The organism is Microbispora rosea, assembly GCF_900156315.1.
GTDB lineage: Bacteria > Actinomycetota > Actinomycetes > Streptosporangiales > Streptosporangiaceae > Microbispora > Microbispora rosea.
On record NZ_FTNI01000003.1, the window covers coordinates 93,214 to 113,383 of the forward strand.

The following is a 20,170-nucleotide window of genomic DNA, read 5'->3' on the forward strand; positions in this document are numbered from 1 at the left end:
CGGCTCTCGCCGATGACCTTGCGCTGTGTTCGAGGGAGAGGTGGAACATGCGGGCGGCACAGATCGTGGAACCCGGCAGGCCGCCGCTGGTGGCCGACCTGCCCGTGCCCGTCGCCGGGCCCGGCGAGACCCTGGTCGAGGTGGGGGCCGCGCCGATCACGCCGCTCGACCTGCTGTGCGCGAGCGGCACGTCCTACTTCGGCAGGCCGCGCACGCCGTACGTGCCGGGGGTGCAGGGGGCGGGCGTCGCCGGCGGGCGGCCGGTGTGGTTCGCGACCACGGCCGGAATGGCCCCGGGCGACGGGAGCATGGCGCAGTTCGCGGTGGTGCCGGCGGACGACCTCGTCGCGCTGCCCGCCGGGGCCGACCCGGTCGCGGTGGCCGCGCTCGGGCTCTCGGCCGTCGCCGCGCACATGGCGCTGACGTGGCGGGGCGAGCTCGCCGCCGGCGATCAGGTCGTGGTGCTCGGCGCGGGCGGCGTCGTCGGGCAGGCCGCCGTACGGATCGCGCGCATCGCCGGCGCCCGCAGGGTGGTCGCCGGGGCCCGCTCCCCCGCCGCCGTCGAACGCGCCCGGCGGGCGGGCGCGGACGCCGTGGTGGCGCTCGACACCGGCGACGTCGCCACGCTGGCCGCCCGCTTCGCCGAGGCCTGCGACGGGCCGGCCGACCTGGTGCTCGACCCGCTCTTCGGCCCGGCGGCGGCCGCCGCGGCCCGTACCCTGCGTCAGGGAGGCCGGTGGGTCAACCTCGGCTCCTCCGCGGACGAGACCTGCCCCATCGACTCCTCCACGCTGCGCAGCAGGTCGCTGCGGCTGCTGGGATACACCAACAACGAGCTGACCCCCGAGCAGCGGGCCGCCTCGATCGTCTTCGTCGCCGAGCAGGCGGCGCTGGGGCGGCTGGAAGTCGCCCGCGAGACTGTCCCACTGGAGGACGCCGGCGCCGCCTGGCTCCGTCAGGCGGACGGCACCGCCTCCGGCAGGATCGTCCTGATCCCCGGCCCGGCGTCCTAGACTAGGCCGCGTCGAGCGCTTCGGTGATCTTGCGGCTCATGTCCGCCAGGGTAGGGCTGGGCTGGCCCTGGTGGGTCCGGGCGGCGGCTTCGGTGGCGACGAGGACGGTGTTGCGGAAGTTGTCGGCCTCGGCCGGAGCCTGCTGCTTGAGCAGGCGCATGGCCGCGGTCAGGGCTGGCAGCACCTGGTCGGCGATGGCGGCTACGGACTTGTGGTCCAGCTTCAGCTCCTTCGGGTACGTGGCGAGCACGTGCCCGATCGGGCCGGTGGCGGAGGCCAGGGCGATGGAGCCTTCGGTGGCGCTCTTGTGGGGCTTGCCGGCGGCATCGGCGGCCGACATCAGTGTGACGGCGCCGTAGGCAGCAGTGCGCAGGGTGAGCTGGTCCTGCTCGGTCAGGGTGAGGGGCATGGCGAAGTACTCCTTGGATCTGTCGTGAAAGTTGATCGCTGAGGACGGCTCTACTGGGGCGGGCTTGGTGTCAGGCGTCGATGGCCTGGTAGAGGGTGGTCCAGAAGTCGTTCATCAGGTGCGCCGGGCTCGGCACGGAGTAGCCGAGCTGGCAGAGCAGGATGCCGGTGAGCTGGTTGGCCGGGTCGGCGTAGGCGGAGGTGCCGCTGCCGCCGTCCCAGCCGAACTGGCCGACGGGGGCGTAGTCGCCGCGGTAGGTGCGTACCGCCATGCCCATGCCCCAGCCGCCCTGCTGGCCCTGGCCGAAGGAGATGTGCACGTTGTTGACGGCCAGAGCGGTGCGGGCGGCGTTCTGCTCTGGGGTGAGCCGGTTGGTGGTCATCAGCTCGACGGCGGGCCGGGACAGGATGCGCTTGCCCTGGTGGGTGCCGCCGTTGAGCAGCATCTGGAAGTAGGCGTGGTAGTCGTCGGCGGTGGAGACCAGCCCGCCACCGCCACCTTGGAAGGCCGGGGGTGCGCTCCAGCGGCCGTTCTTGGGCTCGTCCCAGGCGAAGAACTCCCCGGTGGCCGGGTCGGGGGCGTACAGGGTGGGCAGCCGGTCGAGCTGGTCTGCGGGCACGTGGAAGCCGGTGTCGTTCATACCGAGGGGCTCGAAGATGCGCTCGCGCAGGAACTCCTCGAACGACTGGCCGGTGACCCGGGAGACCAGCACTCCGACCAGGTCGCTACCGATCTGGTACTGCCACTGCTCGCCGGGCTGGTACTGCAGCGGCAGTGTGCCCAGGCGGCGCATCCACTCGTCGGGCTCGGGCACCTCGACCGGCAGGTTGGGGGTGAGGCCCTGCTCGAAGACCGCGTTCATGATCGGCTTGCCCAGCGAGGTGAAGTCCAGGCCGAGCCCGAAGGTGCAGGTCAGCACGTCCCGCACGGTGATCGGGCGGCGGGCCGGCACGGTGTCGTCCAGCTCGGCGTCGGGCCGCGTCAGCACCCGCCGGTCGGCCAGCTCGGGCAGCCACGGGTCCACCACGTCGTCCAGCCGCAGCCGGCACTCGTCCAGCAGCACCATCGCCGCCGCGATCGAGACCGGCTTGGAGGTGGAGGCCATCCGGAAGATCGTGTCCCGGCGCATCGGCGCGCCACCGTCATGCTGCATCGTGCCCAGCGCCTCGACGTGCGTGTGACCGCCCCGGCTGACCAGCGCGACCACGCCGGGGATCTTCCCGGACTCGACATGCCGCGCCAGCACCTCGCGCAGCCTGCGCAGTCCGACCGCGGAGAAGCCGTCGTTGTTATGTCCCATGAAGAATTTCCTCACCTATAGTGTTCAATCTTGCGAAACCCGTCCCAGTGCGCCGCTCATGAGCATCCATGAGCGGCGCGCGAGGGGTCGGGGTACTTATGGCGTGGCCTGGTGCGCGACCGCCGAACCGTTCATGGCATCCACCATCGCCGAACGCTCTGACACCGCGCCGTCGCCGTCCTGACGCATCCGCTGACACGCGACGGAAGCAGGTCGCTCACATCCGGGGGCCGAGAAAGCAGCCGCCGGAGGCGTCGATGATCTGCCCGGTCACCCAGCGGCCCGACTCGGAGGCCAGAAAGGCCACCACGTCGGCGATGTCGGCAGGCTGACCGGCCCGCGGGATGGCGTTGCCGCTGCCCACCGCCCGCTGGACCTCGGGGTTGTCGAGCATCCACGGGTTCATGTCGGTGACGGTCGGGCCGGGCGCCACGGCGTTGACCGTGATGCCGCGCCCGCCGACCAGCTGGGCGAGGGAGCGGCTGAGTACCTCGATGGCGGCCTTGCTCATCGCGTACGGCTGCTCGGGCATCCCGATCCTGGTCGCCGCCGTGGACAGGTTGATGACGCGACCATTGTCGTTCAGCAGCGGCAGGGCCCGCTGGATGATGAACAGCGGCGCCTTGGTGTTGACCGCGATCAGGTGGTCGAACGCCTCCGGGGTGATCGTGTCGATCGAGTCGGCGGTGATGGCGGCGTTGTTGACGAGGATGTCCAGCCGCACCTGGCCGGTCTGCGCGAGCAGGCCCGCCTCCAGGGCGGCGAACAGGGTGTCCACATCCCCGGCCACGCCCAACTCGGCCCGCACCGGAAAGGCCCGGCCACCGTCGGCCTCGATCAGGTGCACAGTCTCCCGGGCTGCCGCCTCGTTGCTGCCGTAGTGCACGGCCACCAGCACCCCGTCGGCCGCCAGGCGCCTCGCGATGGCCCGGCCGATCCCTCGGGAGGCCCCGGTTACCAACGCTGTGCTGCCCAGCAGAGGCGTCATCTCGTCGCTCCAGAAGTGATCCAAATCTCTCGGTGAATAGGATCAACGGCGACAAGCACCTGAAACAATGACAATCTGCGCAAGATGGCATTAACTCACGGGTTAATGTGAGGGGACCGTGGAACTTCGCGACATCGAGATCTTCCTGACCCTGGCCGAAGAGCTGCATTTCGGCCGGACCGCCGAACGGCTGTGCGTGAGCCCCGCCCGCATCACCCAGGCCATCAAGAAGCAGGAACGCCAGATCGGCGCCCCGCTGTTCGAGCGCACCAACCGCACGGTCCGGCTGACCCCGCTCGGCCGCCAGCTCCGCGACGACCTGTGGCCCGTCTACACCGGCCTGCAGGACGGCATGCATCGGGCCAAACTGGCCGCCCAAGGCGTCACCGCCGTGCTGCGCGTCGGCACGCTTCCCATCAACCTCCGGGACCTGCGCCCTTACTGGGACACCTTCCGTACCCACCACCCGCAGTGGAAGCTGCAGATCCAGCACGCCTCCTTCGTCGACCCGTTCGCCGGGCTACGCCGTGGCGACATCGACGTCCTGATCTGCTTTCTACCGGTCGAAGAACCCGACCTGACGGTGGGCCCGGTCCTGTTCGCCGATCCGCGGGTGGTTGCCGTGGCCGCCGAGCACGAACTCACCCGGCGCACCTCCGTCTCGCTGGAGATGCTCGCCGACTTCCAGCACTGCGACGCCCTGTCCCGGCCGGACTACTGGATGGACGGCTACATCCCAACTCACACCCGCGCGGGGCGCCGGATCGAACGCGGCCCCGTGGTACGCAACACCGAAGAGATCCTCACCCTGACCAGCATGGGGGAGGCCGTCAGCCTCTTTCCCGCCCACATGAGGCGCTATTGGAGCCGGCCTGACATCGCCTACCTGCCCGTCAGCGACATCGACACCCTGCGGTATGCCCTGGTGTGGCGTACCGAGACCGAGAACGACCCCATCCGGGCCCTCGCCCGAATCGCCACCGACCTCGGCCCCCTTGCCACCTGAGCCGAGCATCCTTGAGCACGCCGTGTTTAGCCGCGCAGGTAAGGAGCTCCGCGTGAAGACCATCACCAGCACCTGCGCTGTATCGCTTTCGAGACGGGCACATCGGCCATCGGCGCCTCGCCTGGATGGTGCTGATACCGCCCTCCGCTACGGCAAACCCGGCGCCGAAGCCATCGCCAAGGTCACCGATGCCCTAGACGAGCCGCTGGAGGCCGTACGGGAAGGTGGCACCGGCGCCGGACCCTCCCTGGATAATCAGGAAGCCTCGTCCCCGCCAGAATTATCGGGAGATTCCTGTGCCGGAATCGCCAGGAGAAAGGGCCGTGCAAGCGGTCGCCCGGGTCTGCGAGGGCTCGGCGCATTGAAGTAGGTCGCTTCACACAGCGATTCATCTCTGAAATGCCTCTACGGCCTCGACGGGACGGCCGTAGGCGACGGCAAGGGCCGTGCCCTTCTCCGGCCGGACATGATGGGCATATGGATCACACGCGAATGGAGTCGTACTTCGACGGGCGAGCGGCCGGTTACGGGCAGCTGAGCTGGCACGCCGGCTACGCCGAGCGGCTGGTGGAGCTCGCGGGCCTGACGCCCGGCATGCGCGTGCTGGACGCCGCCACCGGCACGGGGCTGGCGGCGCTGGCCGCGGCACGCGCGGTCGGTCCCTCCGGTCAGGTGGTCGGCGTGGACATCTCGGCCGGGATGCTGCGGGAGGCCGGCCGGTTGCTCGCCGCGTCCGGTCTGACCAACGTGAGCTATGTGAAGGCGGACGCCACCGCTCTCGCCGGGTTCGACGACGAGGCGTTCGACGTCGTCCTGTGCTGTGCGGGGACGCTCTACCTGCAGGCCTCGGCGGCGTTCGCCGCCTGGCATCGGGTGCTGAGGCCGGGCGGGCTTGTCTGCTTCTCCGCGATGCGGGCCGGCTTCCCCCGCGCGGCTCGCGTGTTCCGTGAATGCGCCAGGGACTTCGGCCTCGCCCTCACCGATCCGATGGCCGAGGTGGGCACGGAGGAGAGCAGCCGCGTGGCGGTGGCCAAGGCCGGCTTCGTCTACGAACGGGCCGTACCGGATGTGATCGCGCTCCCACCCAGAAACGCGGCGGACCTGTGGCGGGGCCACATGGTGAACCCGAACTACTTCGAAGTCGCGTCGCTCTCCCCGGAGGAAACGGCCGCCTTCGAGGCGCGCTACCGCGCTCAGGTCTCCGAGCTGTCGAACGAGCCGGACGCCTTCGATCTACCGGTCATGTACGTCTACGCCCGCAAGCCTGGGCGGGCGGGCCGCCGCGACGCGGCGGCCAGGACGTGACCTGCGGTTTCCTAGGAGGCGGTGACCTGCGGGACGGACTCGTAGAGCGCCCAGTCGGCGCTGATCGCGCCGGCGGTCTTCAGCAGCAGTGGCAGGTGCTCCTCGGTCAGTTTCTCCAGGGAGGTCTCGGCGGCGTGGCTGTTGACGTTCACGGCCGCGATGACGTTGCCGGAGCCGTCGCGCAGCGGCGCGGCCACCGACCGGATGCCGAGCGCGAGCTGCTCGTCGGTCAGCGCCCAGCCCTTCGCCCGCACCTCGCGCAGCAGGGCGTCGCGCTCCTGCGGACCGGGCCGCCAGCGCGGCTCGATGCCCGACCTGCTCGGCTCCGCCAGCACCCGCTCCAGCTCGTCCGGCGGCAGCGCGGCCAGCAGCACCTTGCCCAGGGAGGTCTGCATCGCGGGGAACCGCGTCCCGATCTGCACCGAGAGGGCGACGATCTTCGGCACGGCCACGCGGGAGACGTACACGATGTCGGACCCGTCGAGCTGGGCGATGGACGACGACTCGCGCGTCTGGGCGACCAGTCGCTCCAGGTGCGGCCGCGCCACCTCCCACAGGCCCATCGAGCGGACGTAGGAGACGCCGAGTTCGAGCACCCGCGGGGTCAGCGCGAAGCCGCCCTGCGCCGAGCGGGCGTATCCCAGCTCCTGCAGCGTGAGCAGGATGCGCCGGGCGGTGGGCCGGGCCAGGCCGGTCGCCGCCGCCACCTCGGTCAGGGACATCACCGGGCGCCCCGGCTGGAAGGCTCTGATGACATCGAGGCCGCGCGCGAGCGCCTCGATGAAGTCAGGTCCGGTGTCGCCTCGTGCCATGAACGCCTCTTCCGCTCGAACTCGCCGAGTCAACCTTAGACCCTGTCCGCGATTGACTGTCCGCCTGACGGCGGTCTGCGTGGCCCGAGATGCCCAGCGTCACATCACCGTAACGTGCCGGTCGGCGGTGACACGCTCTCGTATGACCGTCACACGGACCCCTGTCCGCTGGATCGGCGTGCTGACAACGCCATGACAGGACGGTGAGAAGTGTGTCCGGCGCCCATGTCGGGAGGATGGCCGGAGTCCTACCGTGCGCGGAAAGGATCGGTGCGCCAGGTCACCCGAGGAGCCCCCATGGTCACGTCCTTGCCCGCACGGCCGCCGCGAGCGGCCCTCGCCCTCACGACCCTCCTGCTCGTCCTGGCCGGCCTGCTCGGCACGGGGCTGATCACCCCGCCCGCGCGGGCCGCCTCGCTGGTGCAGGTCGGCTCCTTCGGAGCCAACCCGGGCAACCTGGCGATGTACGCCTACCGTCCCGACGGCCTGCCCGGCGGCCGGCCGCTCGTGGTGCTCCTGCACGGCTGCACGCAGAACGCGAGCGGCTACTTCGCCGATTCGGGGTGGCGCAAGTACGCCGACCAGTGGGGCTTCGCCCTGGTGCTGCCGCAGACCTCCAGCGCCAACAACTCGTCCAGCTGCTTCAACTGGTTCCAGACCGGTGACACCACGAGGGGGCAGGGTGAGGCCGCGTCCATCCGCGCCATGGTGGCGTACGCGGTCGCCGACTACGGGACCGACCCCTCACGGGTCTACGTGTCCGGATTGTCGGCGGGCGGGGCCATGTCCGCCGTCATGCTGGCGACGTACCCGGACGTGTTCGCCGCCGGGTCGATCGCCGCCGGCCTGGCCTACCGCTGCGCGAGCAGCCTGACCGAGGCGTCCGGCTGCCAGTACGGCCCGACGAGCAGGACCCCGCAGCAGTGGGGTGACCTGGTGCGTAACGCCTACCCCGGCTACACCGGGCCGTACCCGCGGGTGGCCGTCTGGCAGGGCCAGTCCGACTACACGGTCGTCCCCGCCAACGGCGCCCAGTCCCGCGACCAGTGGACGAACGTGCGGGGCGTCTCCCAGACTCCCTCCTCCACCCGGTCGCTCACCGGCGGCACGACCCTCAAGGTGTACGGCGACGACGACGTGCGCCTCTACGAGATCAGCGGTATGGGCCACGGCCTGCCGGTCGATCCGGGCGGAGCCGCCGACCAATGCGGCGCCACCGCGGCGTACTTCCTCGACGCGATCTGCTCGGCCTACCACGACGCCCGCTTCTTCGGCCTCGACGGCGGCGCGCAGCCCAGTCCCAGCCCCACGCCCACCACCACGCCAAGTCCCTCACCCAGCCCCTCACCCCGCGCCACGCCGAGCGCCACGCCGACGGGCACGTGCGTGCGGGCCGGCAACTACGCCCACACCACCGCCGGGCGGGCGTACCAGTCCGGCGGCTACACCTATGCCAAGGGGTCGAACGACGCGATGGGCCTGTGGAACACCTTCACCACGCACGCGCTGCGCCAGACCGGCCCGGACTACTGGGTGCTCGCCGACGGCCAGTGCTGACCCTTCGCGTCCCCTCCGGCCGCGCCCCGTCCGGCCTGGCCGGCCTGGCCCCGGGGCGCGGGCCACGCGTCACGCACTCCCGGCCGGGAGGGGCTCGCCCGTCTCCAGCAGGGTCTTGAGCGCGGACAGGACCTGGGGCCAGCCCTCGCCGACCATCTCCCGAACGGTGCTGCCGGGATCGAAGCCGTCGTGGACGACGGTCAGTTTGACCGTCTCCCCCACCTGCTCGATCTCGAACGTCACCCGTGACCTGCGCTCCGCCTTCAGCCTGGCGAGCACGTCCTCCCCCAGACCGACCGCCTCGGCCCACTCGGGCGTGAAGGAGTGCCAGGTGTAGGAGAGACGGCGGCCGGATTCCGACTCGACGACCACCTGCTCGGGATCGGCGATCGCCACGGCGCCCTGGTGCCAGGTCATCGGCGCCCCCGCTCGCCAGTCGGTGTCGAACGACAGGCCCCAGTAGCGCCGGGTGAAGCCGGGGTCGGTGAGTGCCTGCCACAACCGCTCGGGCGTGGTCTTGATGTAGGTGGTGTAGACGAACTCGGGGTTGCCCATCGGCTCCTGCTCCAATGCGTTCTTGAGATCGGCGAGAGCACGGGCCCGCTCGCGGTCGAACCTGCTCATCCAGCGGTCCGCGATGGCGTTGATGGGCACGGCGTTGAGGTAGTGCAGCTTCTCCCGGCCACGCCACACCGTGACCACGAGGTTCGCCACCTCCAGCACCGCCAGGTGCTTGCTGACCGACTGCCGCGTCATGTCCAGCTCCGCGCAGAGTTCACGCAGCGTCTGGCCGTTGCGGGCGTTCAGGCTGTCCAGCAACCTGCGGCGGCTGACGTCGGCCAGCGCCTTGAACACCTCGTCCATCTTCCCCATCCCGAACATGCAGCCATTTGGCTGCATGAACCATAGGCAACCGCACGGCTGCATGTCAACCCGTCCCACCGACCGCCCGCCGGAGGCCCAGGCGACAGGAACGCGCACTCCACCGCCAGAAGGGGGCGAAATACGGCATCAAGCGGACGTTCTATGTGTATGCCGTGTTTTGGAATTAGTCGGTCATTACTCTCCTACGCCATTATTGTCGCCACCACTCCGAATCGACACACCGCGTGACCAACCGTCTATGCGCACGTCATTGGGTAAGACGGCAGAGGTCTTTTACGGTGGGGCTCCCACCGTCCCGTGGAGGCATTTCGTGGAACTCGTCGGCGCGTGGTCCCGGCGCCTCGCCGAGCGTCTCACGCCTCATGAGATCGATTTCGCCGCAGAGGTCGGCGCCGCGTATGCCGAAGGAGGAGAACGCCGCCGCCGTCTTTTCGATCCCGGAGACGGCGGTGAAACCGGGGGATTCGCGCCCGGCGCGGGAATCGGCGAACTGCCGGTCATTCTCGACGCGCTGCGTGCCGTCGCCGGTCACCTGCACACGTTTCTCGCGGACGGAATGATCGGGAACACGCTCGCCGTGTACGCCCTCATCCAGGCGCGGCGCGGCACCGAGACCTCCTCGCCCGAGCGAGCCGCCGTCCGCGGCCCATCGTCGCCCGGGCCCTCGTCGCCCAGCCGGACCGACCCCGGCCGGACGGACCCCGGCCAGGGGCGCCTGCTCGATCAGGCGATCGACCTCCTGACGGAGCGCCTCGTCGCGTACGGCATCAGCAGGGAGAGGGCCGAGCAACAGACCTACCGGCTCCTGGAGACGGTCTTCGCACCGGGCAACACCCTGGAGGAGATCGAGGCGCTGCTCACCGCCCTCCTGGCCACGCCACCCGCGGCGCCTCTTCCGGAACCCCGGCTCGGCGGGCGGTCGCGTTCCTGGATGCTGCCGCCGTGGCTCTGGTTCTACCTGATCGCCTGCCTTCCGGTGGGCGTGCCCGGGCTGATCGGCGACTGGATCCGCCAGGCGACCGACTACTGGGGCCTGATGACGGACAGCTCCGTGGGGGTCGCCCGCACGGCGGGAATCGTGCTCGGTGTCGCGAGCATCACCCAGCTCTTTCCCGTCCTGGTTCTGCTCGGGGCGATGGCGAGCCTGCTGCTGCCGGCGTCTCGCGGACGACGCGTGGAGCGGCGGCACGATCTGAGAGTCAGCGACAACCCGGTCATCGGGGAGATCGCCGCGTTCGTCCGGCGGCAGGACCCTTCCATCGCGATCAGGTTCAGCGAGAGCAGCCGCATGCTGGCGCGCGTCTATCCCGTGGGCTGGAGGAAGGCGCGGATCGCCGTGTTCCTCCCGCTGACCGTCCTGTGGCGGGCCGACCGCGAGGCGGCCGAGGCCGTGCTGCTGCACGAGATCGCCCACCGCCGCCAGCGCGACCAGCACGTCGTCGGTCTCGCCAGCCCTTTCACCTGGCTGGTACGCGTCTGGGGCCCGATCTTCGTGCTGGCCGGGCTGCTGCCGATCACCCTGTACGCCACGTTCGGAGGCGTGGCCGGGCGCCTGCTGATCGGGCAGCTTCTCGTCCTCGCCGTCGCCGTCCCGAGGATGCTGCTCATGCCGGTCATGGCGCTGTGGCTGGCCGAGCTCAGCGCGGATCGGCTGGCGGTCCGGGAGCGTGGCGCCGACGTGCTCATCCGGGCACTCGACCGCGAACGGGCCCTTCCCCGCGGCCGGCTGAGGCGTGCCGGCGGGCTGCTCACCCACCCGCCGCTCGGGCTGCGCAGGAAGGTCGCCGAGGGACGCTTCCACGGCCTCACCGGGCTCGCCGTGGCCTGGCCCGCGACCCTCGTCGTCCGGCTCGTGCTGGTGTCGGCCGTCGCCCTGCCCGCGTTCATGCTCATCGGCGAGGACGCCGGCGCCGCGATCGCCCACGTGTTCCAGAGCATCGCCGACGGGCTCGCCTTCGACCGGCTCATCCTCGCCGGGAGCACGGTGCTGCTGGTCGTCTGGCCGTGGATTGTCCGGACGCGCCACGACGACCGGCGAAATGCCCAGTTCATCCCCTATGCGCTGGCGGCCGTCCTTCCGCTGGCGCTCTATTCGGCGAGTTTCCTGGGCAACGTGCCGACCGGCTGATTCCGGACACCGGGCGAACGGACACCGGGAAAACGCACAGCGGACCCGAAGCGACCTTCGACCGACCGTACGACAGGGAGGGGATTTCTCATGAGAAAACGGAAATTCGGATTAGCGGCCGCGGCGGTTTCCGTGACCGCGGTGCTCGGCACGGCGGTCCCGTCCGGCGCGGCGTCCGGCACGCAATCCGCCCTACGGATCTATCGCGGCACCGCCACGGTGGTGGTCGACGTCTACGACTACTGCGGAGGCCCCCTCTGGGGCGAGCACCGGTTCGTCGGCACCAGCCGATACAAGGCGGCCGCGAAATTCGTCACCGGTCCACGCAAGTCCGCCGCAGGCCGGGTCGAGCGCAACCCCTTTTACTGGGAGTTCTACGTCGGCGACATCGGAGCCGTCGGTTCCTTCCAGCTCGGCTCCGCCCACGTCGTCACCGCGTCGGCCCGCGATCTCGGCGGGAACGCACGCGACCCGAAACTCCTGCTGGGCTACTGGGTCACCAGCCGATCGGGCACCTCCTGGTCCGGGAAGCTGGTCGACAGCCACCGCGCCGAGGGGGCCACGTTCAACCACTTCTACGGAGAGAAGACCACCGTCCCCTGCCGCGATCTCGGCACGTCTCGTTTCCTCTACGCCGTCAACGCCGGGGCGACGGTGTCGGGCCGGGTGAGCTCGGGCAGCGCGGCGTTCACCATCCGCGGCTCGACCTACGGTGACAACTACCGGTTCCGGATCACGTTCAGCGGCTGACGGGAACGTTCCACGCGGCGGGGTACGACAGCCAGAGAACACGAATGCTGTTCGAGGACACGGTGCTGCTCGAGGACTGTGTTCGCCTTCACACGGTTCACACGGCGACGGCGCACCGGGGGGTGGCGCCGCCGTCGGCACCGCAGGCAGGGCGACGGGAAGGCCGTTGGTCCGCCGCCCGGACGTACGGAGGTGCTGGCCGATGAAGGGACGCGTTCTGCCGGTGGCCCTGCTGACGGCCGATCTGCTGGTCGGCGCGGGCGGCCCGGCCGCCACAGCCGCCACGGCCGCCACGCCTTCCTCACCCGCCGTGCTCACCGCGCCCGGGGCCCCGACGCCGACGGCCGACCACAACGACCGGGACGTCATGTTCGCCCGGATGATGATCCCGCATCATCGTCAGGCGGTGGAGATGGGGAGGCTGGCCGCGGACCGCGCGGCGGACGCCCGGGTCGCGCGGCTCGCCCGGCGGATCGAGGCCGCGCAGGCTCCGGAGATCCGGACGATGAGCGGCTGGCTCACAACCTGGGGCGAGCGGGTGCCCGGTGAGAGCCCGGCGCCGGCGCACCACGCCATGCCCGGGATGATGTCCCCCGAGGACATGCGGCGTCTCGAAGGGCTGTCCGGACGGGCCTTCGACCGGGCCTTCCTCACGATGATGATCCGCCACCACGAGGGAGCGGTCGCCATGGCGCGCGACGAGCTGCGCGGCGGCACCTACGAGCCGGCCCGGCGGATGGCGGAGTCCATCGTCTCCAGCCAGTCGGCCGAGATCAAGGAGATGAAGAGCATGCTGGACAGCCTGCCGGGTTGATCTGCCTCACCCGCGCTTGCGGTGCCGTCCGCCGGACGTCGCCGCCGCGGCCTTGACCCGGATCCCGGTCACGGCGGTGGAGACCACCGCGAACAGCAGGCCCGCCGGCAGGACGGCGTCGCCCGGCGACCACACGACGTCGAGGGCCTTCCCCTGCGTGGCCGCCATGTTCCTGGTGGCGGGCGCCCCGGCGCTCTGGACGCTCGCGTTCACGGCCGCCGCCGGCTGGATCGTCACCGGCGCCTTCTGCGCCACCTTGACCTTGCGCGGCAGGCCGTACCCGACGATCTTGCTTGTGTCGCGCACCTTGCGCTTCAGCCACACGCCGTCGACATTGCCCTCGATCGTGTGGACCTTGCGGCCGACGACCTTCTCGACGATGCCGACGTGGTCGATGTCGCGGATCTTCTTGGACCCCGACCAGGCGAAGAACACCACGGCGCCCGGCTCGGGGTTGTCGCTCCAGGCGTGGTGCTTCTCGAACCACTTGGCGTGCCGCGTGGTCAGCGCGAACTCCCCGACGTGGTCCTGCACCCCGGCCCGGTCGGCCGCCCAGGAGACGAACATGTCGCACCAGGGGGCGGCCTTGAAGTCGGGGTCCTTGGCGACGTTGTCGGCGTACCACTCGCCGAACTTCGTGTGTTTCCCGGCTCGCTCGCGGTAGCCCAGTTCGGGGCGTACGGCGTCGAGCAGCTGTCGAGCTATCGGATCGGTGGAAATCGGAGGCTCCTCATGGCGCGCTTCGAGACATGACGAACGGCCCGCGGGGCGTGGCGGCATGACGGCATGACCGTCCGGGGACACGCCACGGCGGGGCGGAATCAGAAACGGGAGATGCGGCAGCCCGTCACGGGCGCGCCATCACCCCGGAAGCCTGGAGACGTTCCAGGGCGGGCATGCGGTCCGGCGACGCGGCGCGGACCGGGTGGGCAGGTGGAGCCGACACTCCACACGCTCTCCTCTCCTTGGCCGCCTACCGGGTTAGCTGACGGGTTCGGGCCAGGAGTAGCCCTACCGGATGGTCCGGATTCACCCCAGGAGACGTGGGTCCCCGGTTCCCGGGATCGATGACTTCCGGGATTCGGCGGTCGCCGGTCGTCCTCGGGTTGAGGACCGCGCACCGGCGAGACACACGGGAAGTTTAGTAGATAACAAGTAAGACACGACGAAAAACCCGGCAAAGGGCATCATTCCGGCCACCACCCTGCCCTGCTTCCGCAGGTCCTCGCGGTCTCCGGCCACCGGCGGTGAGATGCGCCACACAGCTGCCACGCAGCCGCCGCACAGCCGCCACACAGCCGCCACACAGCCACCGTAGGGCACGAGCACGCGCCCGGCGGACGGGCCGGGACGACCCCGCCCGCCGCCATCCGGCCCGGCGGTGGACGGGCGACTTGGTTAGCTCAGCTAACGACTAAGGTGGGCTCCTGCACCGCCATCTCACGGGCAGCGCTGTGGTCAGAGGAAAGGGAATCTCAATGACGGACGCGATGTGGGCCGGCACGGTCGCCGTGACCGGGCACGAAGGCGCCGAACTCGAAGCGTACGCGGCGCGGCCGCTCGACTCCGCTCCCCACGGCGGGGTCGTGGTGATCCACCACATGCCCGGCTACGACGCGGCCACCAAGGAGATCGTCCGCAGGTTCGCCGCGCACGGCTACGCGGCGATCTGCCCGAACCTGTACTCCAGGGAGGGCGCGGGCGTCAGCCCGGACGACCAGGCCGCCGCCGCCCGTGCCAAGGGCGGCGTCCCGGACGAGCAGCTCGTCGGCGACGTCGCCGGCGGCGCGGCCTACCTCAACGGCCTGGAGCACGCCAACGGCAAGATCGGCGTCATCGGCTACTGCTCCGGTGGGCGGCAGACGTTCCTGGCCGCCTGCTCGCTGCAGATCGACGCGGCCGTCGACTGCTACGGGGCCTTCGTGGTCAACTCACCGCCCGCCGAATTCCCGCTGGCGGCCACGCCGCTGATCTCCCGGGCCGCCGACCTGTCCTGCCCGCTGCTCGGGCTCTTCGGCGCGGACGACCAGTTCCCCTCGCCGGAGGAGGTGGGGGTGCTCTCCACGGAGCTGGACAAGCTCGGCAAGGACCACGAGTTCCACGTCTTCCCCGACGCCGGCCACGGGTTCTTCTCCATGGACCGGCCGGCCTACCGGCCCGCCGCGGCGGTGGAGGGCTGGAAGAAGGTCTTCGATTTCTTCGGCCGCCACCTCGCCGCCTGAGGAGAACAGCAATGTGCACCTATCTCACCGAGAAGATCCGCGTCGACGGCGCCGCCAAGGGGGCGTCGGGCTGGTTCACCGTCACCGACGGCATGGTCTACATCGACCATCCCTACCACGCGTGCCAGGAGCACACGGTGAACATCGACATCACCAACCCGGCGGAGGGCCCGTCGGCCCGGGTCGCGATCGAGCTCACCGAGGAGGCGGCGCTCGCCCTCGTTGAGGCCATCCACAAGGCCCTGGCCGCGGCGCCGCCCGGGCTCGCGGCGGCCGCCCGCCGATCCGCCTGATCCCGCCCTCCCGCCGATCGGCCTCCGCCTCGTCCTGCCCAGCCCGCCCGCCGGCCGCGCGACGCCCCCGAGAGGGTGAAGCACGGCCGGCGGGCGGCCTGCGTCAGGCTTCGAGCGACATGTAGAGGCGGGTGCCGCCCGGCCGGAAGCCCACGCGTTCGTAGACCCGGCGCGATCCCTCACCGCCGTACTCCAGCCACACCGACCGCGCTCCCCTGGCGAGCATCGTCTCGGCGAGCGTGGCGGTGACCGCGCCGGCGATGCCCCGCCCGCGGAACTCGGGACAGGTGCCGACGCCGGCGAGCTCCGACGTCTCCACGGCCGGAGCGGAGCACATGGCCGCTCCGGCGCAGCCGCCGCCGGGCGCCCGGACGAACCGGACCGCGCCGCCGCTCTCCTCCGTACGGCGCAGCCGGGCCGCGCCCTCCGGTGACGAGGCGAACTCGCCGCCGAACGCCTTGGACAGCGCGGCGTCGATCGCCGCGTAGTCCTCGTCCGTGGACGGCGTCTCCACCGGGAGAGCGGCCCGCGGCATCGTCAGCGTGGCCGGGACGCAGACGAGGTATTCGTGCACCGCTTCGACGGTGAACCCGGCCTCGTGAAGAGCGGGCTGCACGTCGGGCGCGGCGCCCGGGGCGAACTCGAGACGGGGCTTGAGCCCGCGCTCGCCGAACGCTGCGATCAGCGCCGCGACGTCCCGCGCGCCCGGCCGGGCGCCGGGCAGGGGTGTCGCGTAATTGACGTACGGACTGGTGGTGCCGGGGTCAACGCCGAGGACGAAGCCCCCGATCTCGACGACTTCGGGACGGCGGCGCAGGTTGGCCACGGCGAAACTCTGGACATCGATGCCCACGGTGATATCGACCTCACGGATGACAAGGTGGAGCGGTTCGCCCGCCGCGGAGCGGAGGGTGAACGCGCAGGCGAGAACCATCCCGGACAGGGATGGAGAAGGTGCGCGAGTCGCACCGTCGCGTGGGGCCGCCGTGAGACGAGGGCAGTGAACCGGTGACGCGGGAGCGTTCCGGTCAGTGCCGGCGGCGGCCGCTGCGGGACGCCGAGAACATAGGCTTCGTTCCTTCTGTGTGCGTGTGCTGAAGCGCGCTCACTGTCCCACGCACGCCTCCGGGTGCACAAACCATTTGTCACCTGCCCATTTGTCACCTGCGGGGTCGCCGCGCCGCGGGGCGAGCATGCCGACGAGGTCGGCGGCGTCGAGAGAGCGGATCACGGCGGGGTCGAGGTGGGCCGGGTGCAGGGCGTAGACCTGCGCCCCCTCGCTCACCCGCACGTCGTCCCGCAGCACCACGGCGAGATCCGCCTCCGTCGTGCCGGCGTCCGGCCCGCAGGCCGCCACCCGTCGTGCCCCGAGGCGGGACGCGAAGGCGGCGGCGTCCTCGCCGGGACGACGCGCGTGCCGGCTCACGGCGCCGTCCCGGTGCCGTACGACGACCTCGCGGGCGCGGGCGGCGGCGTGCCAGCAGGCGACCTCCCACAAAGTGACGCGCTCGCCGAGACCATAGGCGTCCTCGGCCGCCGCTCCCAGCCGGGCGAGCCGGCCCTCGTGTTCGTACACGTCGTGGATCCCGGCGAACGCGGACACGTTGAGGTCCACCCAGCGCATGGTGCGCGACCAGAGGTCGGCGACGAGTGGGACGAGGATCTTGGCCGGGCCGGTCAGGTCGAAGCGCTGCCGTACGGCGAGCGGGTCGAACAGGCCGCCCGGGTCGTCCATGAATCCGGCGAAACCGCGGACCAGGTCGTCGAACGGCACGTCGTTGTAACTGAACACGACGGGCACGACGTACCGGCCGCCGGTCGCGCGCAGCGCGGCCACGTCGAGGTCCACGAACTCCGACGCGCCCTGCGGCTCGGGCGCGGAGGTCAGGTCCCCGGAGTGGACGGCGGCGTTCGCGCCGAGCCGCAGGTTCGTGTAGTCGCACAGCCCGGCGAACTCCCACCGCGCGTCGAACACCGCCACCGACAGGTCCAGATCGACCCGGTGGCCCGCGGGCTCCGCCCAGTGCAGGAACAGCCGGATGCGCTCGCCGCGCGGCAGCGGCCGCACGCTCCCCCGTGGCAGCCGCACCAGCGAGGCCGAGGCGGACCGCTCGGCCTCCGGCGCGAGCAGGTCACTCAGCTCCTCGTCCAGCAGCGCGGTCTCGACGGACGGCAGCGCGGCGGCCCGGCGCAGCATCTCGCCGGTCAGCACGGCGGTCAGGGCGGCCACGGTCTCGGGGGCGAGCTCCTCGCGGACGTCGGGTTCGGCCCAGATCCGCGCCGCTCCCCCGCGCGGCAGGAACATCCGCGTCCCGCCCGGCGGCGTGCGCAACTGGCCCAGGGTGGCGATCAGCACGGCCGGGGAGACATGCGGCGCGGCGGCGCGCAGGGCCTCGGCGAGATCGGCCGCGGGCAGGCGGCGGGCGAGATCGGCGGTGCGCCGCAGCAGCTCGCCCGGCCGGCGTGAGAGCAGGGCGAGAGCCTCGCGGGGATCGGTCCGCAGCGCGGCCTCGAACCGGCCCGCGAAGGTGCGGGCGCGCAGCCGTACGCCGTCGAACGACAGCAGGTCCCCGTGGGCCGCCGCGCGCTCCAGCAGGACGTCCGCCATCGGCGTGCCCTTCCGCAGCGGAGTGCCGCGCAGCACGGCGAACGCCAGGGCCGCGTCCGGATGACGCCGGTGGAACTCGTACGGGTGCAGCACCTCCGCCATGTGCCGCCACTGCGCGGCGTAGCGGTGCAGGTCCTCGATCAGGTACGGCAGCGCCTGCCGGTCCAGCGCGGCGAGGAGCGCGCGGCGCACCGGCCGGGACAGGTTCGTGCGGCGCGGGAGGCGGGCGCGCAACCCGGGGTCGCCGCCCATGAGGGCGTGGAGCAGCCGCAGCACGTCGGTCGCCGTGTCGGCGTGCCGCGTGAGCAGGGCCAGGTCGCCGTGCCGTACGGCCGTGGCCAGGACGACGGCGCGGGTCTCGCGGGCCGGGATCCGCTCGGGCAGCCAGCCGGCCGACTCGGGCCAGAAGCGATCGACGATCTCGGCGACGATCTCCCTGTCCTCGGCGCGCGGCGCCGCCTGCCGGGACAGCAGCGGACCCAGCAGGTCGCGGGCCCAGGCGGCGGGGTCGGCGCACAGCCCGAGCAGGGTCAGCGTCTCCGGCACCCGGCCGTGCCACCCGACGGCCGGGGCGTAGACGTCGTCGGCCGGGCGCAGGAAGGGATCGCCGGGGTCGATCCGGCGATGGCAGATCGGGCAGGCGCTGTAGTCCGCGCCGTCCCAGCACGCGCGGCAGACGAGGTGCGCGCACGGGGACACCGGATGGACGGCGGCGGCCTCCCCGCACAGCACGCACGGCTGCTCCGGCCGCTGGAGCAGCACGGAGAACACCCTGCGGACGTACACCTCCACCGTGTCGGCGGGGACCGACTCCGGGAAGCGGCGGAACAGCGGCGTGTGCACGACAAGCCCGCCCAGCTGGGCCGACAGGGCGGAGACGAGCGCGCGGCCCGCCTGCCCGAGATCCCCCGCGTCCAGCTCGGCCAGCCGGGCGCGCAGCGGCGCGCTCAGCACGTGCCCCAACTGGAGCAGGTCGGCCTCCAGCGCGACCACCCCGTCGGCCACGGCGGCGAGAGGCCGGCTCCGGCGGGAGGAACGGCCCCGGCCCGCACGGCCCGGGACGGGGGCTTCCCGCTCGGCGGCGGGAACGAGGAGGTCGGGGGTGACCAGCCGCTGCCGCAGCAGCAGTTCCGCCATCCGGTCCACGGGCATCCTCCCTGAGTGAAGAGCGATCGGACAGGCACCGGGAAAGCGAGAAGGGGCGGAGAACGGACGCACTAAAGCGATTTACAGATCGAGAAGGAAGCACGTCCAGGAGCCGCCCCTTGGCCTGCCACCCTAGCCCGCCGCCCGATCTTGTGTCGTCCCGGTTTCCCCGCCACCAAGCGATCTTCGCGATACGACGCGCACGTACATGCAGGACGGCAGGCGTACCGGGCCTGACCCGGTCTGCCTGCCGTGCGTGCGTTTGTCTCACTCCGGATGACGGCGGGGGTGGTGCGGCCCTGCCGCACGCCTGCGCCGCCGCCGCGCGCTGTGAGGGCGCGGCGGCTACCACTCGCCGCCCGGTGTGCCGACCCCCCCTCGCGTGCCTCCGTGCTCGTGCTGCCGGTAGTTGGCGGCGAACGCCAGCGCGCCGAGGCCGAACACAAAGATGATCGCCCCGGTGACCACGTTGTCCCAGATCGTCGCCGTTGTCGCCGGCTGGCCGCGGATCACCCACGGAGCGATGATCGTCCAGACGCCGAGCACCGGCACCACCCAGCTCATGCCGTACGTGCGGCCGAAGGCGGACGCGCAGCCCATCGCGAGCGCGGCGACCGTCAGCCCGACGATCAGGTTGTTGATCGCCAGACCGCCGAGACCGCTGAAGCCCACGATCCACGGCGAGATCGCGAGATAGACCCCGGCGAGGAACGTCACTCCGTCCATGACCTGCGCGGGAGCGGTCGATCCCGCGCGGTCGTACGTCTGGCGCAGCTCCGTCACGTCAGGGCGGCGTGCCAGACCTGGTCGCACCATGTCGCGTCACCTCTTCTCCCAGACGGGCCGGGCCGAGGACCCGGACCCCTCGCTTGCATCATGCAACGCCGCAGGTGGTGAAGGGGAGGTCGCGAGATGCGCAGGAAACAGATGGACG

Annotated in this window: 18 protein-coding genes and 1 riboswitch; of the genes, 9 read left to right on the top strand and 9 right to left on the bottom strand. The window is 71.4% G+C overall.

Features of this window, described 5'->3' with window-relative positions; translation table 11 throughout:
- Positions 1 to 47 precede the first annotated feature (47 nt).
- Positions 48 to 1,013: a quinone oxidoreductase family protein gene (locus tag BXA11_RS05645; RefSeq protein ID WP_143734101.1), complete on the top strand. Its 966-nt coding sequence runs from the start codon at positions 48 to 50 to the stop codon at positions 1,011 to 1,013.
- A 1-nt stretch (position 1,014) separates the two neighbouring features.
- On the opposite strand, the gene BXA11_RS05650 is transcribed toward BXA11_RS05645, so the two are convergent.
- From BXA11_RS05650 to BXA11_RS05660, 3 genes are all read right to left on the bottom strand, one after another.
- On the bottom strand, positions 1,015 to 1,422 hold the full coding sequence (locus BXA11_RS05650) for a hypothetical protein (protein WP_076433314.1): 408 nt from the start codon (positions 1,420 to 1,422) through the stop codon (positions 1,015 to 1,017).
- Positions 1,423 to 1,492: 70 nt separating this feature from the next.
- Positions 1,493 to 2,722 (bottom strand): serine hydrolase domain-containing protein, encoded by a 1,230-nt coding sequence (locus tag BXA11_RS05655; protein ID WP_076433316.1) that lies wholly within the window; start codon positions 2,720 to 2,722, stop codon positions 1,493 to 1,495.
- Between the two features lie 217 nt (positions 2,723 to 2,939).
- On the bottom strand, positions 2,940 to 3,710 hold the full coding sequence (locus BXA11_RS05660) for an SDR family oxidoreductase (protein WP_076433801.1): 771 nt from the start codon (positions 3,708 to 3,710) through the stop codon (positions 2,940 to 2,942).
- Positions 3,711 to 3,828: 118 nt separating this feature from the next.
- Between BXA11_RS05660 and BXA11_RS05665 the strand changes: the two genes are divergently transcribed.
- The gene (locus BXA11_RS05665) at positions 3,829 to 4,716 is read left to right on the top strand and encodes a LysR family transcriptional regulator (protein ID WP_076433318.1); all 888 of its coding nucleotides are present in this window, start codon (positions 3,829 to 3,831) and stop codon (positions 4,714 to 4,716) included.
- Between the two features lie 477 nt (positions 4,717 to 5,193).
- Positions 5,194 to 6,021, top strand: a complete 828-nt coding sequence (locus tag BXA11_RS05670) for a class I SAM-dependent methyltransferase (RefSeq protein WP_159454735.1) — start codon at positions 5,194 to 5,196, stop codon at positions 6,019 to 6,021.
- Between the two features lie 11 nt (positions 6,022 to 6,032).
- Here BXA11_RS05670 and BXA11_RS05675 read toward each other — a convergent pair whose 3' ends face one another.
- Positions 6,033 to 6,833, bottom strand: coding sequence for an IclR family transcriptional regulator domain-containing protein (locus tag BXA11_RS05675; protein WP_030505017.1), 801 nt, complete (start codon positions 6,831 to 6,833; stop codon positions 6,033 to 6,035).
- A 297-nt stretch (positions 6,834 to 7,130) separates the two neighbouring features.
- Between BXA11_RS05675 and BXA11_RS05680 the strand changes: the two genes are divergently transcribed.
- The gene (locus BXA11_RS05680) at positions 7,131 to 8,390 is read left to right on the top strand and encodes an extracellular catalytic domain type 1 short-chain-length polyhydroxyalkanoate depolymerase (RefSeq protein WP_076433322.1); all 1,260 of its coding nucleotides are present in this window, start codon (positions 7,131 to 7,133) and stop codon (positions 8,388 to 8,390) included.
- A 69-nt stretch (positions 8,391 to 8,459) separates the two neighbouring features.
- Here BXA11_RS05680 and BXA11_RS05685 read toward each other — a convergent pair whose 3' ends face one another.
- Positions 8,460 to 9,272 (bottom strand): ArsR/SmtB family transcription factor, encoded by an 813-nt coding sequence (locus BXA11_RS05685; protein WP_239104896.1) that lies wholly within the window; start codon positions 9,270 to 9,272, stop codon positions 8,460 to 8,462.
- A gap of 313 nt (positions 9,273 to 9,585) precedes the next feature.
- Here BXA11_RS05685 and BXA11_RS05690 point away from each other — a divergent pair, with 313 nt between their 5' ends.
- The 3 genes from BXA11_RS05690 (at position 9,586) to BXA11_RS05700 (ending at position 12,967) form a co-directional block, all read left to right on the top strand.
- Positions 9,586 to 11,403, top strand: a complete 1,818-nt coding sequence (locus BXA11_RS05690; RefSeq protein WP_076433326.1) for a M48 family metalloprotease — start codon at positions 9,586 to 9,588, stop codon at positions 11,401 to 11,403.
- Between the two features lie 90 nt (positions 11,404 to 11,493).
- Positions 11,494 to 12,153: a hypothetical protein gene (locus BXA11_RS05695; RefSeq protein ID WP_143734102.1), complete on the top strand. Its 660-nt coding sequence runs from the start codon at positions 11,494 to 11,496 to the stop codon at positions 12,151 to 12,153.
- Positions 12,154 to 12,355: 202 nt separating this feature from the next.
- On the top strand, positions 12,356 to 12,967 hold the full coding sequence (locus tag BXA11_RS05700) for a DUF305 domain-containing protein (protein ID WP_076433330.1): 612 nt from the start codon (positions 12,356 to 12,358) through the stop codon (positions 12,965 to 12,967).
- Between the two features lie 6 nt (positions 12,968 to 12,973).
- Here BXA11_RS05700 and BXA11_RS05705 read toward each other — a convergent pair whose 3' ends face one another.
- Positions 12,974 to 13,747, bottom strand: coding sequence for a CHAP domain-containing protein (locus BXA11_RS05705; protein WP_076433332.1), 774 nt, complete (start codon positions 13,745 to 13,747; stop codon positions 12,974 to 12,976).
- Positions 13,748 to 13,921: 174 nt separating this feature from the next.
- A riboswitch (cyclic di-AMP (ydaO/yuaA leader) is annotated at positions 13,922 to 14,064 on the bottom strand.
- 381 nt (positions 14,065 to 14,445) lie between these two features.
- On the opposite strand from BXA11_RS05705, the gene BXA11_RS05710 reads away from it, so the two are divergent.
- The gene (locus tag BXA11_RS05710; RefSeq protein ID WP_076433334.1) at positions 14,446 to 15,189 is read left to right on the top strand and encodes a dienelactone hydrolase family protein; all 744 of its coding nucleotides are present in this window, start codon (positions 14,446 to 14,448) and stop codon (positions 15,187 to 15,189) included.
- Between the two features lie 11 nt (positions 15,190 to 15,200).
- On the top strand, positions 15,201 to 15,482 hold the full coding sequence (locus BXA11_RS05715; RefSeq protein ID WP_076433336.1) for a DUF6295 family protein: 282 nt from the start codon (positions 15,201 to 15,203) through the stop codon (positions 15,480 to 15,482).
- 103 nt (positions 15,483 to 15,585) lie between these two features.
- Here the strand turns inward: BXA11_RS05715 and BXA11_RS05720 are convergent, their stop codons facing one another.
- From BXA11_RS05720 to BXA11_RS05730, 3 genes are all read right to left on the bottom strand, one after another.
- A complete protein-coding gene (locus BXA11_RS05720; RefSeq protein WP_076433803.1) occupies positions 15,586 to 16,335 on the bottom strand; it encodes a GNAT family N-acetyltransferase in 750 nt (249 codons plus the stop codon).
- Between the two features lie 252 nt (positions 16,336 to 16,587).
- A complete protein-coding gene (locus BXA11_RS05725) occupies positions 16,588 to 19,227 on the bottom strand; it encodes an MXAN_6230/SCO0854 family RING domain-containing protein (protein WP_239104916.1) in 2,640 nt (879 codons plus the stop codon).
- Between the two features lie 354 nt (positions 19,228 to 19,581).
- A complete protein-coding gene (locus tag BXA11_RS05730) occupies positions 19,582 to 20,052 on the bottom strand; it encodes an SPW repeat protein (RefSeq protein WP_081903146.1) in 471 nt (156 codons plus the stop codon).
- Positions 20,053 to 20,170 lie beyond the last annotated feature (118 nt).